The 15,553-nt window shown below is 67.4% G+C and carries 16 protein-coding genes; 5 read left to right on the top strand and 11 right to left on the bottom strand.

Annotated features, from left to right (window positions below; genetic code table 11):
- Nucleotides 1–45: 45 nt before the first annotated feature.
- The 8 genes from DK847_RS14110 to DK847_RS20650 all read right to left on the bottom strand — a co-directional run bounded on the left by DK847_RS14110 (nucleotide 46) and on the right by DK847_RS20650 (nucleotide 6,105).
- Nucleotides 46–1,467: a DUF1254 domain-containing protein gene (locus DK847_RS14110; RefSeq protein WP_111199157.1), complete on the bottom strand. Its 1,422-nt coding sequence runs from the start codon at nucleotides 1,465–1,467 to the stop codon at nucleotides 46–48.
- A gap of 162 nt (nucleotides 1,468–1,629) precedes the next feature.
- A complete protein-coding gene (locus DK847_RS14105; protein ID WP_111199156.1) occupies nucleotides 1,630–3,138 on the bottom strand; it encodes an arylsulfatase in 1,509 nt (502 codons plus the stop codon).
- 37 nt (nucleotides 3,139–3,175) lie between these two features.
- Complete coding sequence (locus DK847_RS14100) at nucleotides 3,176–3,616, bottom strand: YidH family protein (protein ID WP_111199155.1); 441 nt, start codon at nucleotides 3,614–3,616, stop codon at nucleotides 3,176–3,178.
- Nucleotides 3,613–4,122, bottom strand: coding sequence for a hypothetical protein (locus tag DK847_RS20935; RefSeq protein WP_245414619.1), 510 nt, complete (start codon nucleotides 4,120–4,122; stop codon nucleotides 3,613–3,615). Before DK847_RS20935 ends, DK847_RS14100 begins: the two co-directional genes overlap by 4 nt.
- Nucleotides 4,122–5,099 (bottom strand): formylglycine-generating enzyme family protein, encoded by a 978-nt coding sequence (locus tag DK847_RS14090; protein WP_111199154.1) that lies wholly within the window; start codon nucleotides 5,097–5,099, stop codon nucleotides 4,122–4,124. The genes DK847_RS20935 and DK847_RS14090 overlap by 1 nt, the downstream gene beginning before the upstream one ends.
- A gap of 79 nt (nucleotides 5,100–5,178) precedes the next feature.
- Nucleotides 5,179–5,535: a hypothetical protein gene (locus tag DK847_RS14085; protein ID WP_111199153.1), complete on the bottom strand. Its 357-nt coding sequence runs from the start codon at nucleotides 5,533–5,535 to the stop codon at nucleotides 5,179–5,181.
- Between the two features lie 109 nt (nucleotides 5,536–5,644).
- Nucleotides 5,645–5,893, bottom strand: a complete 249-nt coding sequence (locus DK847_RS14080) for a GIY-YIG nuclease family protein (protein WP_245414618.1) — start codon at nucleotides 5,891–5,893, stop codon at nucleotides 5,645–5,647.
- A gap of 56 nt (nucleotides 5,894–5,949) precedes the next feature.
- Entirely contained in the window at nucleotides 5,950–6,105 is a 156-nt protein-coding gene (locus tag DK847_RS20650) for a hypothetical protein (protein ID WP_161957284.1), read from the bottom strand.
- Nucleotides 6,106–6,173: 68 nt separating this feature from the next.
- On the opposite strand from DK847_RS20650, the gene DK847_RS14075 reads away from it, so the two are divergent.
- Nucleotides 6,174–7,637 carry an arylsulfatase B gene (locus tag DK847_RS14075; protein WP_111199151.1) on the top strand — a complete coding sequence of 488 codons (1,464 nt, stop codon included), beginning with the start codon at nucleotides 6,174–6,176 and terminating at the stop codon, nucleotides 7,635–7,637.
- Nucleotides 7,638–7,647: 10 nt separating this feature from the next.
- Here DK847_RS14075 and DK847_RS14070 read toward each other — a convergent pair whose 3' ends face one another.
- Nucleotides 7,648–9,405, bottom strand: coding sequence for a hypothetical protein (locus DK847_RS14070; RefSeq protein ID WP_111199150.1), 1,758 nt, complete (start codon nucleotides 9,403–9,405; stop codon nucleotides 7,648–7,650).
- 177 nt (nucleotides 9,406–9,582) lie between these two features.
- Between DK847_RS14070 and DK847_RS14065 the strand changes: the two genes are divergently transcribed.
- Together DK847_RS14065 and DK847_RS14060 are read left to right on the top strand one after the other, a co-directional pair.
- Nucleotides 9,583–11,514: an amidohydrolase gene (locus DK847_RS14065; protein ID WP_111199149.1), complete on the top strand. Its 1,932-nt coding sequence runs from the start codon at nucleotides 9,583–9,585 to the stop codon at nucleotides 11,512–11,514.
- Between the two features lie 23 nt (nucleotides 11,515–11,537).
- Nucleotides 11,538–13,079 carry a sensor histidine kinase gene (locus tag DK847_RS14060; RefSeq protein WP_146256137.1) on the top strand — a complete coding sequence of 514 codons (1,542 nt, stop codon included), beginning with the start codon at nucleotides 11,538–11,540 and terminating at the stop codon, nucleotides 13,077–13,079.
- On the opposite strand, the gene DK847_RS14055 is transcribed toward DK847_RS14060, so the two are convergent.
- Both DK847_RS14055 and DK847_RS20645 read right to left on the bottom strand, forming a co-directional pair.
- Nucleotides 13,076–14,122, bottom strand: coding sequence for an HD-GYP domain-containing protein (locus DK847_RS14055; RefSeq protein WP_161957283.1), 1,047 nt, complete (start codon nucleotides 14,120–14,122; stop codon nucleotides 13,076–13,078). The genes DK847_RS14060 and DK847_RS14055 overlap by 4 nt on opposite strands.
- A 10-nt stretch (nucleotides 14,123–14,132) precedes the next feature.
- Entirely contained in the window at nucleotides 14,133–14,501 is a 369-nt protein-coding gene (locus DK847_RS20645) for a hypothetical protein (protein WP_161957282.1), read from the bottom strand.
- A gap of 226 nt (nucleotides 14,502–14,727) precedes the next feature.
- On the opposite strand from DK847_RS20645, the gene DK847_RS14050 reads away from it, so the two are divergent.
- Nucleotides 14,728–14,982, top strand: a complete 255-nt coding sequence (locus DK847_RS14050) for a hypothetical protein (protein WP_111199146.1) — start codon at nucleotides 14,728–14,730, stop codon at nucleotides 14,980–14,982.
- A gap of 12 nt (nucleotides 14,983–14,994) precedes the next feature.
- Nucleotides 14,995–15,444, top strand: a complete 450-nt coding sequence (locus DK847_RS14045) for a hypothetical protein (RefSeq protein ID WP_111199145.1) — start codon at nucleotides 14,995–14,997, stop codon at nucleotides 15,442–15,444.
- Nucleotides 15,445–15,553 lie beyond the last annotated feature (109 nt).

Raw genomic sequence — 15,553 nt, 5'->3', positions numbered from 1 at the left:
CCCGGCGCTGCGGTGTCTCGTGAGCTTGGGTGGCGGCTGCGCAGCTCAGGCCTTCTCCACGGCCGGGATCATCCATGTGCCATCGATGATCGACGGTTTTGCCTCGTCAGGCCAGTAGAGGCGCAGCATAAGGTGGAACTTGCCCTTTGGCGCGGGCAGCCAGTTGGCTTCCTTGTCCGCGCCAGGACTTTCATTCTGGATGTAGATGACGAGCGAACCGTCGGCCTCGAAGGCCGGATTGGTGCGGATGCTCATCGAGTAGCGGTTGATCGGGTTCGCCACGAAGAACATCTGCTCGTCATACATGGTGAGCGACCAGAAGCCCTTGACCGGCGGCAGCTGGCCCTTGGGGAAGCGAAGCACATATTTGTGCGCGCCGTCGTAGTCCTCGATGACGCCGGGCTTCAGCGAGGTGGGGTAGACCGCGTCCTGCGGGCGGTTGGCACCCAGCCCGATGGCGGTGACCAGTGCCCGCTGCATGTAGTCGGTGCCGTAGGTGCCGGCCTTCACCGTATAGTTCCAGCCGTTGACGCGCTTCATGTCGTCGGAGTCGATGAAGTGCAGCTTCATGCGGTCGAAGGACAGCTTCGGCACCTCCTTTGCGCCGTGGTCACCCAGGATCGCGGCGTCGAAGTCCTTGCCGGCCATGAGACCGATCCTGGCGAAGCGTGCGAGGGCCGGCGCGTCAGCCTCGGCCGGCGGGTTGCGCTTCATGAGGTCGGCGAGCAGCGTGAAGTAATCCTTCAGCGGCAGGGCGTTCACCTGGTCGCGCACCGGTGTCTTCATGTCGATCGACGCGTCGACCTTGCCTTGCGGCGCATAGTCCTTGCCCCAGGTGCTGAGCGGCTGCAGCTTGAAGGCATCCTGCAGGGCATGCACGGCGGCATAATCCTCCGGCGTGCCGGTGCAGTAGATGCGGCCCAGCAGCCACACCATGGCGGTGGGCGACTTCAGCTGCTTCATGCCATCCGGTACCGTGCCATTCCAGCCGGGGCCGGTGATGAGGAACGTCTGCTTCGCACCCCCCGTGGTGCGCGAACCCGGCACCTCGAACACGTCGGTCCAGCCGGAAAGCAGGGGGAGAAGGAAGTAGCGGTCCCCCATGTCCGGCTGGTCGAGCACCCAGGGCTCGTCGCCCACGTCGAAGAAGGCGGTGGTATAGAGCGTGTCGGCATTGGGTGCGGTCACGTCCCGGAACGAGGCGTCCGGATATTGCCGCAGCTTGATGATGCTGCCCATCGGGCCGCGCGTGCCCTTGGGCTCCGCGACATTGGTGACGACGCGGCGGGTCATCTCCATCGTCACCAGCGGGTAGCCATAGACGTAGGCATCGGATGCGAGCGTGATGTCGTCCGCGATGGCCTCGATCCCGGTGACCGGGTTGTCGAAGGCCATGGCCGTGCCGGCCAGCGCCGACAGGGAAAGAAGGCCAGCGGATGAAAGCAGGGTGCGGCGGGTGATCGACATTCTGTCCTCCGGTTGTGGAAACGCAGTGATCGGTTGCGTTTATGGTAAAACTACGGAGAAGACTGTCCGTCCGATTGTCATTTGACGACAAAATGCGTCCCATCAGACGAGATGCCACGCCGGGCCGAAGCCGGGCGTGGCCGATGAGGCGTGGCGCAGACCTCAGTGGTTGGCGCTGGAAGTCGATTCCTCGAGCGTGCGCAACACGGCGTCGAGGTTGAAGGAGGCGGGCTTCTGGCGCGGCGGGAACTTCTTGAAGTTCTCGATCTGCCCGGCAACCGCGCCCTGCATCGCATAGATGATGTAGGCGTGGCTGATCACCCAGTCCCAGTAGGTGTTGGAGTTCTCGTCCGCCCGCTCGAAGGGATCGCGCCTCAGGTTGAAGATCTTCGGCGCGCGCAGCTTGACGAAGGGTTCGAACCAGCACTGCAGCGTCTTCGCCCGCTGCTCCATCAGCACCACCTTCCAGTCCTGCATGCGGATGGCCAGGATGTCGCCGTCGTCCGAGATGTAGAAGAAGCTGTTGCGCGGGCTCTCCTTCACCTTGCCCGTCAGGTAGGGCAGCATGTCATAGCCGTCGAGATGGACCTTGTAGGTCATTTTCCCGACCTTGTGGCCCTTCAGCAGCTTCTCCTTGATGTCGGGCTCGCCCGCCGCCGAGAGGAAGGTGGGCAGCATGTCCTGGTGCGAGACGATGCCGTTCACCACCGAACCCGCGGGGATGTGCTTCGGCCAGCGCAGGAAGGCCGGAACGCGCCAGCCGCCTTCCCAGTTGGTGTTCTTCTCCGAGCGGAAAGGCGTGATGCCGGCATCGGGCCAGGTGTTGTAGTGCACGCCATTGTCGGTCGAGTACATGACGATGGTGTCCTCGGCGATGCCGAGATCGTCCAGCACGTCGAGCATGCGGCCGATGTTCTCGTCATGCGCCACCATCACGTCGTTGTATTCGCCCTGGCCATTGCTCTTGCCCCTGTGCTTGTCCGCGCAATGGGTGCGGAAGTGCATGCCGGTGGTGTTGTACCAGACGAAGAAGGGCTCATCGGCCTTGTGCGCATCCTTGATGAAGCGCAGCGCATGGTCGGTCACTTCGTCGTCGATGGTCTCCATGCGCTTCCTGGTGAGGGGGCCGGTGTCGGTGATCTTCTGGCCACCCTTGCCGTCGGCCCAGCTGTGGATGACGCCGCGCGGGCCGAAGCGCTTCCGGAAGGCGGGGTCCTTCGGGTAGTCCGGGTCTTCCGGCTCTTCCTCGGCATTGAGGTGATAGAGGTTGCCGAAAAACTCGTCGAAGCCATGCAGCGTCGGCAGGAACTCGTCCTTGTCGCCTAGGTGGTTCTTGCCGAACTGGCCGGTGCGGTAGCCATGCGGCTTCAGCAGTTCGGCAATCGTCGGGTCTTCCTTCTGCAGGCCCACGTCGGCGCCGGGCATGCCCACCTTGGTGAGGCCGGTGCGCATCGGGTTCTGGCCGCACAGGAAGGCGGCGCGGCCGGCGGTGCAGCTCTGCTGGCCGTAATAGTCGGTGAAGGCCACGCCCTCGTTGCCGATGCGGTCGATGTTGGGCGTGCGGTAGCCCATCTGGCCGCGGCTGTTGTAGCTGATGTTCCACCAGCCGATATCGTCACCCCACAGCACGAGGATGTTGGGCTTCTTCGTCTTCTTCGGTTTTGTCGCCATCGCTTCGTCTCCCGTTTGCAATGTCAGTCAGGCACGTTCAGATCAGTCGGAACAGCACGCTGAAGAAGGCGAAGACACCCACCAGCAGCAGCACGAGCGCCACCATGATGACCGGAGACCTGCGGGCCTCCGCGGTCATGCCCGCGATCTGGGCATAGTCGCCGCTCCACAGGTACTTGATGGTCCAGCGATACTCCCACATGGCAACCACCAGCGAGGCGATGCCGCAGAAGATGAGCGCGAGGCCGAGGTAGCGCGGCGCATGCGGAAAGGTGGCAGGGCCGGAGCCCGGCATGTCGTGCACGCGCTCGAAGAACTGCACGATGGTGAAGCCGAAGGCGATGAGCGACACGGCCGTTCGCACCCAGGCCAGGATGGTGCGCTCCACCGCGAGCCTGGTCCGCAGCCAGGCGAAATGCGATTCCGCCGCCACCTTCACGGTGAAGCGCCCTTGGCCCGGTGTCTGGTCCTCGCTCATGCCTTGCCGTCCTTCGAGGAGTGGGTGACGCCCCACAGCCGGGCCAGCCGCTCGAAGGGGCCGCGCAGCAGCAGGTAGGGCACGAAGGCGAGCAGCACCGCGACGATCGCCGCCTCGCCGGGATAGAAGGTCTTGAACTCGATCAGCTGGTAGGCCACGTCCATGACGAGGCCCAGCAGGATGACGCGCGCGGTGGCGATGATGCCGTCATAGAGCCGGTCGGTGCGGGCGCCCGATCCCGTCACGAGGCTCCAGAAATAGGGCGGGGTGCCGCTGCGGGCGTCACGCACGCCGTCGATGGCGGCCAGCACCGCCGCCATGACGGGCTGCAGGATGAAGCGGAAGGTCATGGGGCCGCCGGGGCGTTCGGCGATCGAGCGGAAGACGCGGTCCCACACGTCCGCCGAAAGGCCATGCAAGAAGGCGCCGACCAGCGCGAAGATCACGACCAGCGCCAGCGCGATCTGCGCGAGAACGAGCTGCATCCTGGTCGCGCTGCGGGCCATCAGGCTGGCGCTCCCGCGCGCCGGATGCAGCGGAAGCCGACATGGCTCATGGCGGTATCGATGGGCTGCGCGTGGCGCGCCGCCGGGCGGTAGCGCCGGCAGTAGCTTGGCGCGCAGAGATGCGAGCCGCCCTTCACCACCTTGCGCGGGATGCGGAACTGCGGCTGCTGCGGATCATAGCTCTGGTTCTCCGCCACGCCGCGCGGGTTCGAGGGCACGCAGCAGCTCCTCTGCGCGGGGTGCTGCGCGGAATACCAGTCGGTCGTCCATTCCCACACATTGCCGATCATGTCGTGGAGGCCGAAGCCGTTGGCGGGATAGCTGCCCACGGGCGAGGTCCGCGTATAGCCATCCTCCTCGGTGTTCTGCCACGGGAACTGGCCCTGCCAGGTATTGGCCATGTGGCGGCCCTTCGGCACGAGCTGGTCGCCCCAGGCGAATTCCTTGCCATCGAGCCCGCCGCGCGCGGCATATTCCCATTCGGCTTCCGTCGGCAGCGCCTTGCCGGCCCATGCGGCATAGGCCTCGGCATCCGGATAGGAGATATGGACGGCAGGGTGGTCCTCGAGCCCGGCGAGGGATGAGTCGGGGCCATAAGGGTGGCGCCAGTCGGCACCGATGACGAAGGCCCACCAGTTGGCATAGTTGTTGAGGTCGACGGGGTGGCCGGGCGGCGAGAACACCATCGATCCCGGCTTCAGCATCTCCGGCAGGATGCCGGGATAGTCCTTCGGATCCGGTGCGATCTCGGCGAAGGTCACGTAACCGGTTTCATCCACGAAACGCGCGAAATCCCGGTTGGTGACCGGCATGGTGTCGATCCAGAAGCCGTTGACCCGCACCCGGTGGGCGGGCTTCTCCTCCGGGTAATGCCGGTCGGAGCCCATGAGGAACTCTCCACCGGCCAGGAACACCATGCCGGAGGTGGAAGCACCCCCGGGGGGTGCTGCCGCGGCTTCCGATTCATGCAAGGTCATCACACCACTGTCGCTGTCGCTTTCAGGGCAGGTTCAAACCGTAACACGTCCCAATTGTGGCGGCCAGGCGCCCGCCGCGTCAGCGACGCACGCAGTTGCGGTAGGCGTAATTGTAATAGACGTTCCAGCGGCTGGTGGACGCCAGCAGGCCGGCACCGCCGCCGATCAGTGCGCCACGCCCGGCATTGCGGCCCGTGTTGCGGCGGCTGCCGCTGGCCACGGCGCCGATGGCGGCACCGCCCGCGGCACCGGTGGCCGTGGTGCGCCGCGTGTTGCGGTCGGCGTAGCGGCGTGCCTGCTGCGAGCACTGGCGGCTGCGCTGCGCGGAAACGCTGGAGGAGGCATCGGCCTTGGTCACGAAGTCGGGCGCGGTGACGGCGATGGTGGCCATGAAGGCGCCCGCAATGGCCGCGAGGCGGATGAAGGGAATGTACATGAGGGCATCTCCTGACAAGAGTTCAACCTGAGGGAGGCAACCTAGCACAACTGCCACCGAAGAATATTCGAAAAACAACAATCTCGGAGGGCGCTTTGCAGCACGGCGGCTAGGGAAGCTGGCGCGCCAGAGCGGTGCGGAAGCGCCGGTCGCGCTTCAGGTGCCATTCACGGCTCATGGCGGCGCGCCGGCTGTCCAGTTGCTCGAGATAGAGCAGGGTCCACTGCGCGCCGCGCGTCGACTTCGCCCCGCTGCCGGCATTGTGCTGGCCGAGCCGGCGCTCCGGGTCCAACGTCCAGCCCACATAGGTCCGGACACCGCGCGCCGTGCGCGTGCCAAGCACATAGACAAAGCCCACGGGCTCAGCCGCCGGTATCGTTTCGTCAGGCTGCACACGGCACTTGAAGCGGGATTCTAGATCAGACGCAACACGCGCTCACCGCCCGCCTCCCACGGAAAGTGGCCGATGCCGCGCCACACGCCGCGGCCTGCTCCGATCAACAGGGCAATGAGCATCTCTGCAACTCCGGCCATGATGAAGCTTGCCGTTGTAATGACACTTTCAGCCATGAACTGTATTGCCGTGCACAGTCCGTGAAACTACGGTCCGTGCCCGGCCAGGGATGAGGAGAATCGGCATGACGCATGATGATGGGGTTGCGAAGGGAATGGTGCAGCGCCGCGGCTTTCTCGCGGCGGGAGCCTCGCTCTTGTCGGCGGCGGTCCTGTCGCGCGTCGTTTCGCCCGCCCTGGCGGAAAATGCGCGGCCGCCCAACATCATCTACATCATGGCGGACGACCTCGGGTGGAAGGACGTGGGCTTCCACGGATCCGACATCGCCACGCCGGTGCTCGACGGCCTCGCGAGAGCCGGCGCGCAGTTCGACGCGTTCTATGCCCAGCCCATGTGCACGCCGTCGCGCGCGGCGTTCCTCACCGGCCGCTATCCGCTGCGTTACGGGCTGCAGACGGGGGTGATCCCCTCGGCCGGCAGCTATGGCCTCTCGACCGATGAATACCTCCTGCCCCAGCTGCTCAAGGATGCGGGATACGAGACGGCACTGGTGGGCAAGTGGCACCTTGGCCATGGCGATACCAGGTATTGGCCGCGCCAGCGTGGCTTCGACCATTTCTACGGCGCGCTGGTGGGCGAGATCGACCATTTCGAACATGCTTCGCACGGCGTGAAGGACTGGTATCGCGACAACCAGCCGCTGGACGAGGAGGGTTACGACAACACGCTGTTCGGCAACGAGGCGTCGCGGCTCATCCGTGACCGGACGGGCGACAAGCCGCTGTTCCTCTACCTTGCCTTCACCGCACCGCATTCGCCATTCCAGGCACCGGAAGACCATGTGAAGCGCTATGCCCACATCGCCGACGAGCAGCGCCGGCTCTATGCCGCGATGGTGACGGCGATGGACGATGCCGTCGGACAGGTGCTGAAGGCGCTGGACGAAAAGGGCCTGCGCGAGGACACGGTGATCGTGTTCCAGAGTGACAATGGCGGCGTGCGCTCGGCGATGTTCGCCGGCGAATCGAAGGTGGGTGACCAGCTGCCCGCCGACAATGGCGGCTTCCGCGATGGCAAGGGCACGCTCTACGAGGGCGGCACGCGCGTCGTCGGCTTCATGAACTGGCCGGGCCACATCAAGCCCGGCGTGGTCGAGGGTCTTTCCCATGTCGTCGACATGTATCCGACGCTGGCTGCCATCGCCGGCGCGAAGATGGAAAAGAACAAGCCGCTCGACGGCATCAACCTGTGGCCGGCGATCAGCGAAGGCACCCGCACGCCGCGCGAGGAAGTCGTCTACAACGTCGACCCGACGGGAGGCGCCGTCCGCCAGGGCAACATGAAGCTCGTCTGGAACGCCGGGCTCCCCGGCAAGGTCGAGCTCTTCGACATCGCCAAGGACCCGGGCGAAACCACCAACCTGGCAGAACAGGATCCCGGGACGGTCGCCCGCCTCAAGGAGCGCATCCTCGCCCTGTCACAGGAAATGTCGCCGCCGCTGCTGATCATGGAAGCGATCAAGCTGACCTTCGGCGCGCCGCCCGTGGCGGCGGATCCCGCCACCATGTTCAATCAAATGGGCGACTGAGCGGGCCGCCTCAGCCCGGCACGCAGCTGCCGTTGCCGTCCGGCACGAAACCCTTGGGGCAGGCAGGCTTGCCATTGCCGCCGTTGTTGCGCGTGCCCTTCTGGCGCTGCTGTGGCTGCAGCAGCTGCAGGGCGTCCGGGTCGAGCTGGAGATTGGGCTGGCGCAGCTCCGGCTGTTCCTGCCGGTCCGGCACGCAGGTCTGGCGTTTCTTGCTGAAGCGCCAGCCATCGGGGCACTGGGTCTGCACGCGCCGGTCCGGCACGCAGCTGCCAGCCTCGTTGCGGTGGTAGCCCTTGCCGCAGGGCTGTTCAATGGTCACGCGCTCGCAGCGCCCCGCCGTCGTCATCTGCGTGCCCTTCGGGCAGACGCAACGGCCGCGGCCGTCACGCACGGTGCCGGCGAGGCATTCCGCCACGCAGCGCCCGCGCACCCGCTCCTCGCCCGCCGGGCAGGATGGCTGCACGCAGCGGCCGTTCTTGTCGCGCACCAGGCCCTGGTCGCATGGCGCGACGCAGCGGCCGCCCACCAGCGACTGGCCTGCCGGGCAGCCACAGCTGCCATCGGCACGGCGCACCAGGTCCTTGCGGCATAGCGGCAGGCAGGTGCCGCGGATGTTCTCGGTGCCCGAGGGGCAACCGGGGTTCACGCAGCGGCCCTTGCCATCGCGCTGCTGGCCCGTCTCGCACAGCGGCACGCACTGGCCGCGGTATTTTTCCTGGCCCTGGCGGCAGCCATTGTCGGGTGGCGGCAGGCAGGTGCCGGTCTGCCGGTCGCGCTCATAGCCTTGCGGGCAGGGCGGCACACACTGGCCGCGGAAGGTTTCGCTGCCCTGCGGGCAGCCTTCATCCGGTGGTTCGCAGCGGCCGCTGTCATCCCGCGTCATACCCTCGTCGCAGGGGGGCACGCACTGGCCGTTCACCGTGTCATAGCCGGTGGGGCATTCCGGCGGCACACAGGCGCCGCGCAGGTTGGCATAGGTGCCGGGCGGGCAGGCCTGGGGCACGCAATAGCCATAGGGATCGCGCTGGCTGCCCTGGTCGCAGGGCGGCAGGCAGCGGCCCTGCCAGTTGTCGTAGCCATCAGGGCATTGCGGCGGCGGCGGGACGCAGCGCGTGGGATGGTCAAAGTCCCGCAGCGTGCCCGGCGGGCAGGCCGGGAGGCAGATCCACTGATAGCCCGGTGGCCAGTTGCCCGGCGGCACGCATTGGCCGCTCTCCGGGTCGCGCCCGTAGCCTGCGGGGCAGGGCTGCTGGTAGTAGCTGCTGCACAGGCCCTTCTGATCCCGGTAGGTGCCCGGCGGGCAGTCGGTGACGCACTGCAGGGTGTTGGGGGAAAGCACCATGCCGGACGGGCAATCATCCTGGCCCGGATCATAATCGGCAACGCAGGAACCGGGGTCCTGCAGGTCGCGGTGGTAGCCTTCGGGGCATTGCGGCAGGGGCACCTGGTCATAGCCCTCCGGGCAGCCATGTTCGCAGGGTGGCGTGCACAGGCCGGGCGTGCCGGGATAGCGCAGCCAGCCATCGGGGCAGGCGGGCAGGCAGTAGTCGTCATAGGGCTGCTGGCCATCGGGGCAGCGCGGCGCGGTGCTTGTGCCACATCCGCAGGATACGCAGCCGCAGGCATTGGCGGGCACCGTGCAGAGACTGTCGGCAAGGGCGGGCGGGGCCGCCGGGGCGAAGCACAGCGCCAGCCACAGTACCATGGCGAGCAGGGCGGCATGGGCGAAGTTCGGTGATCTTCCGGCACGTTCACGCGTAAGCGTCATGGCTCAAGCCCCCCGCCGTCGCTTCTGTTCCCCGTGAGGCAGGTTAGCAGACTGGGGGGCAGGGTCAACGCAGGCGCCGACGGCGGGTGGCAGGTCCGCTGCACGCCAATCGGCAATTGAAACGCCGCGTCCGCTCATGCAACAAAGCAGGCCCAGCCAAGCGAAAGGTCGTGGACGATGCTCAAGCTCAGCCGCCGTCATTTCTCCGCGGGTTCTGCCGTCGCGGTGCTCGCCCTCATGGCGCCGGCTGCCTTCGCGGCGGAGGTGGCGGATGTCATCTATGCCGGTGGCCCGATCCACACCATGGACGACGCCAACCCGCTGGTGGAGGCGGTGGCGGTGAAGGCCGGCCGCATCATCGCTGCAGGCGATGCGGCGGAGGTGATGAAGCTGAAGGGCGAGACGACGCAGACGGTGGACCTCGCGGGGCGCACCATGCTGCCGGGCTTCGTCGACCCGCACGGGCATGTGACGATGGGCGGGCTGCAGGCGGTGACGGCAAATCTCCTGCCGCCGCCCGACGGCCCCAACGGCGACATCGCGCAGATCCAGCAGACGCTGAAGGACTGGGCTGCGGCCAATGCCGACACGGTGAAGCAGGTCAAGCTCATCATGGGTTTCGGCTATGACGAGTCGCAGTTGAAGGAGCAGCGCCCGCCCAACCGCCAGGAACTTGACGCGGTGTCGAGCGAATACCCGGTGGTGATCGTCCACCAGTCGGGCCACATCGCGGTGTTCAACAGCAAGGCGCTGGACCTCGTGGGCTACAGCGCGGCGACGCCCAACCCCGAGGGCGGCGTCATCCGCCGCGAGCCGGGCAGCGAACAGCCCAATGGCGTGCTGGAGGAGGTGGCGTGGCTCACCACGATTCCGAAGGTGCTCGGCAACATCGGCCCCACCGGCATGCAGGCTCTGGCGCGGGCGGGCGTCGACCTGTGGGCCTCCTATGGCTATACCACGGCACAGGAAGGCCGCGCCGTGCCTGGGCTCGCCGAGGTGCTGAAGGCGGTGGCGGCGGAAGGCGGCCTCAAGATCGACGTCGTTTCCTATGTCGACGTGCTGGTCGACCGTGACTATATCCTGAAGAACCACAGCCGCGATTATGTGGGCCGCTATCGCAACGGCGGCGCCAAGCTGACGATCGACGGTTCGCCGCAGGGCTTCACCGCCTGGCGCGACCGGCCCTATTACGACCCGGTGGGGGATTATCCGCCGGGCTATGCGGGCTATGCGGCGGCAACGCCGAAGGACGTGCTGGATGCCGTCGCCTGGGCCTATGCCAACAACCTCCAGATCATCACCCATTCCAACGGCGAGGCGGCGAGCGACCTGCTGATCACCGCGATCCGCGAGGCGCAGAAGGCGCATGGCCGCCTGCCGACCCGCCCGGTACTGATCCACGGCCAGTTCCAGCGCGAGGACCAGGCCGACAGTTTCGTCGAACTCGGCGTCTTCCCCTCCTTGTTCCCGATGCACACCTTCTATTGGGGCGACTGGCACCGCGACCACACGGTGGGGCCGGCCAATGGCGACAACATCTCGCCCACCGGCTGGTATGTGACACGCGGCGCCATGTTCTCCACCCACACCGATGCGCCGGTGGCCTTCCCGGACACCATGCGCGTGCTCTCCGCCACGGTGACCCGGCGCACCCGCTCGGGCGACATACTGGGGCCGATGCAGCGGGTGCCGGTCGAGACCGCCCTCAAGGCGATGACCATCTGGCCCGCCTACCAGCACTTCGAGGAGGCGGACAAGGGCTCGATCGCGGTGGGCAAGCTCGCCGACCTGGTGATCCTCACCGATGACCCGACGGCGATCGACCCGATGATGCTCGACCAGATCAAGGTGGCGGAAACGATCAAGGAGGGCCGCACCGTCTATACCGCCCCGCCGGAGAAGCTGAAGAAGGCCGATGCCGGCCGCGGCATGGGCAATCCATTCTCGGACTTTCTCGTCAGGCTCGCGGCCGAGCGCGACGTCCGCAACATGCCCGAAGGCCGCCGCACGCCGCTGATGCGCAAGCTCATGGCCGGGGCGCCGCACAATGGCGGCTGCGTCAGCGGCGTCATCGCCGACATGACACGCGCCATGCTCGGGCAGGGGTGACGTCCACCGGGAAAGACCGTGCCGTGCTCCGCCGCCTGGCCGGCGGTGCCGGTGCTGTGGCGGCGGGCGACGTGAGCCCGCTGATCCGCCGCGGCGCGCGGGTGATCCTGCTGATGCTGTGGGTCTTGGGAGGCGTGGCGGCGGCTGCCATTGCCTGGCTGCTGCTGCATCACGCCAAGGTCCATACCGCGGCCACCGCGGTCAGCCTCGAGCAGTTCGCCCGCCGCTCGCTGACGCTCGCGGCCTTCGTCGTCGATGAATACGAGGAGTTCCTCGATCAGCGCGGCGGCGTTCAGGGCGCGGGTGATGATCCCCGCAATGCCGAAAAGCTGGCGACGCTGCTCGCCTGGCTGCCGGAGGGAAGCATCATCGGCCTGGCATTGCCCGACGGGCGCTGGGTGGCCTCGACGGTGGCGCCCCCCGGCGCCGCGCCGCCGGTGAACGACCGCCGCTGGTTCAAGGCGCATGTGAATGAGGGGCTCGATGCCTATGTCGGGCCCGCCATCCTCAGCCGCCTGAGCAAGCGCTACGTCTTCACCTACACCGCCGCCTATCGCGACAGGGATCGCGGGCTTCTGGGCATCATCAACCTCGGCATCCCGTCGGGCTCGATCACCGGCCTGGCGCCGGACCAGCGCCTCACCCGCACCGCCCTCGTCCAGCATGAGGGCTTCCTCGTCGCCGCCCTGCCGTTCCGGCCGGAGATGATCGACAGGCCCTTCGCGCTGCCTGGCCCGCCGCCGGATGTGAGCTGGACGGGCTTCGGCTCGCTGTTCGGCGCGTGGTCGGTGAGCGCGGTGCGCAATATCCCGGAGCTCAGGCTTTATGCGGTGGCGGCGGTGCCGGTGGCAGAGGTCCTGGCGCCGCTGCTGTGGGGGCTTGCCATCGGCATCCCCCTGCTTCTGCTGCTGACGCAGCTGCTGCTCAGCCTGTCCCGCCAGCTGCAGGAGAAGAGCCGGCAGGTGGAACAGGCGCTGGCCGACAACAAGGTGCTGTTCCAGGAGGTCCACCACCGGGTGAAGAACAATCTCCAGGTCATCTCCAGCCTGCTGCGGCTGCAGACCGAACGCCTGCCGCCGGAACTGCGGCCCCTGCTCGATGAAACCGGCGCGCGGGTGCGCGCCATTGCCCTGGTGCACGAGCAGATCTACCGCGCTGCCTCGCCGTCGGACGTGCAGCTCGACCTGTTCATCGCGCAGCTCGTGCAGCAGCTGTCCGCATCGATGATCGGCGGCAATGCGGCGATCACCACCGATCTTCAGCCGGTGGCCATCGGGCTCGACCGCGCGGTGCCGGTGGCCATCCTAGCCACCGAGGCGATCACCAATGCCATCAAGCACGGCCTCGATGCCGGCGATGGCGCCATCCGGGTGAGCCTCGAGTGTCATGACGGGCGCAATCTTCTGACGGTGCGCGACAGTGGCCAGGGCATGGCGGAGCAGGGCCGCCCCGGTGGCCTCGGCACGCGCATCATGGATGCGCTGTCGCGCCAGATCGATGGTGCGTGGCGGCTCGCGCCCGCGCCCGGCGGGGGAACCGTCTTCAGCCTGGACTGGCCGGCCTAGGCCGCGTCCGCGGTGCCGTCGTCGGGGTCGGGCATGGCGAGCATCACCGCGGCAATCTCCTCGCGGCCGTTCTCGAAGGCGGCGACACAGGCGGGGTCGAACTGCTCACCCGCATTGTCGTGGAGATAGGTGAAGGCATTGGCGATCGACCAGGCGGTCTTGTAGGCGCGCAGGCTGGTGAGCGCGTCGAACACGTCCGCCACGGCGGCGATGCGCCCCGACAGCGGGATCTGCTCGGCCCGCAGCCGCTGCGGATAGCCCGAGCCATTCCAGCGCTCGTGGTGGGTGAGGGCAATCTCGGCCGCCATGCGGAACACCCGCGAGCGGCTGCCCTTCAGCATGGCATGGCCGATGCGGGTGTGCTCCTCCATCTCGCGGCGTTCCTCGGGCGACAGGAGGCCGGGCTTGCGCAGCAGCGCATCGCTCAGGCCGGCCTTGCCGATGTCGTGCAGCGGCGCGGCATGGAGGATGTCACGGCAGAACTCCTCCGGCAGGCCGAGATTATGCGCGAGAATGGCGCAGTAGCGCGCCACGCGCTGGCTGTGCTGCGGCGACTCGCGGTCGCGGCAGCCCGCCACCTTGACGAGGGTCGACACATATTCGTCCTCGTGCGCCATGACGTCTGCCGGCGCCGTGTAGGGCTCGTCCCACGGCGAGGCCTGCGGACGCGGCCGCGCGAAGCTCTGGATGCGGGCGCGGAACTCGACGGGGTTGATGGGCTTTTCCAGCACCTCCTCGATGCCGGCGGCCAAGGCGCGCGCCCGCATCCCGCCATCGGGGTCATCGGCAGCCAGCAGGATCGGCTTGTCCCGGAAGCGCTGATCGGCCTTCAGCCGCCCGGCGAGCGTGATGCCGTCGAGCGGCGCCATGCGGGCGGCCAGCACAGCCACGTCATAGTCCAGCCGGCCGAGGTCGGCGAGCAGCAGCTGCGGGTCGGTCTGCAGCTGTGTCACGCAATCCGGCAGCTTGCGCACCAGCATGTCCATGAGGGCGAGGTTCGTGCGGTTGTCGTCGACGATCAGGACGGAGAGTTTCGCGCTCATCGGATAATCCTTATGAAGCATGCTTGAGGGACGGAACGAAGCGGATGCGCGCCGCCTCGCGCGACAGGAGGTCGGGGTTGGACCGGGCCAGCGGATCGGCCTGCATCGCGCGGGCCTGGGCGGCCAATGCGCAAAGCCCCAGCGCCTCGGCGGAATCGAGCACCGCGGCCAGCACGGCGAGGGCCGCTTCGGCATTGCCGCCGGCCACCGCGGCATCGAACTGCCGGTGCAGGAAGGGCATGTCCGCCATGAACAGGCGGAGAATGTCGCGCAGCCCGGTCTCGCCCACGTCGGCGATGAGGCTGGCAAGGCGCTGGTCATCCCACACGTCCGGGATGGCGGACGGCGGGCCGGAATCCGTGAGAGCATGCGCTGTCATGGCGGTCCTGCAGGTCGATGGCGGGCGAGCCCGCGCGATGGCGAGTGGGGGGATGCCGGCATGTCCGGCGGGCGGGGCGGCGTAATGCCTCGGCCCCGGGGGGCCGCCACCTGCAATGCCCGGAGCTTTCCACAGACCCGTTAAAATGGTTACAATCGCCGGACGGCAGTTGCCACCCGCGCGTTTGCAGGATGCTAACCAATCGGGCTGGCGAGGGAGGATCGGCATGGCGCTCGGCAAGACGCTGAAGACGGAGCTGGACGAGATCAGGGCGGAACTCGCCCGGATGCGCGAGGCCGCAGCCGCGCCGGCGGGTGACGCGGCCGCGGCCGGCGGCCTGCACGAGCAGATCGCCGAACTCAACCGCCTGGTCCAGGACATGCTGGAAAACGCCGAGGACACCATCGCCGAGCACCCGGTCGCAACGGTTGCCGGGGCGCTGGCGCTGGGCATCCTCATCGGCCGGCTTACCGCGCATTAGGGATATCGCATCATGAACCTCAACAACCTGTCCCGTCACATCCGCCTCATCCTGCGCGGCGAGCTGCTGATGCTGCAGGCGAAGCTCGCCTTCGCCCTCAAGCGGTCGGCCTTCGTCGGCTTCGCGCTGCTGTTCGCCGGGCTTGGCCTGGTCTTCGTCAACATGGGGCTGTTTGCCTGGCTCTCGCCGCTGTGGGGGCCGGTGTGGACACCGGCCGGGCTGGGCCTCATCAACCTGGCGCTCGCCGCGGCGGCGCTGGCCGTTGCCGCTGCCGTGAAGCCGGGGCCCGAAATGGCGCTGGCCGAGGAGATCCGAAACATGGCGGCGGACTCGATCGAGACCGAGATCAGGTCTGCCCCGCTGATGGGCGGGCTGGGTGCCGGGTCGATGGCGGGCCTCGTGCTGCCGGCCGTCTCCACCATCATCGGTGCCATGGCCAGGCGCCGCAAGGAAAAGGCCTAGGCCGGCAACGCAAGGTCACATCGCGCAACCTGCCGTCAGCGCAGGGTTGAGGAAAAAATTCTGCGGGATGAGCGACCTCGTCCGCGCCACCCCATGCTAGTCTCGACCG

Origin of the sequence: Aestuariivirga litoralis, assembly GCF_003234965.1 — a bacterium.
Lineage (GTDB): Bacteria > Pseudomonadota > Alphaproteobacteria > Rhizobiales > Aestuariivirgaceae > Aestuariivirga > Aestuariivirga litoralis.
Note: the sequence above shows the minus strand (reverse complement) of the source record. Positions and strands in the feature narration are given on the sequence as shown.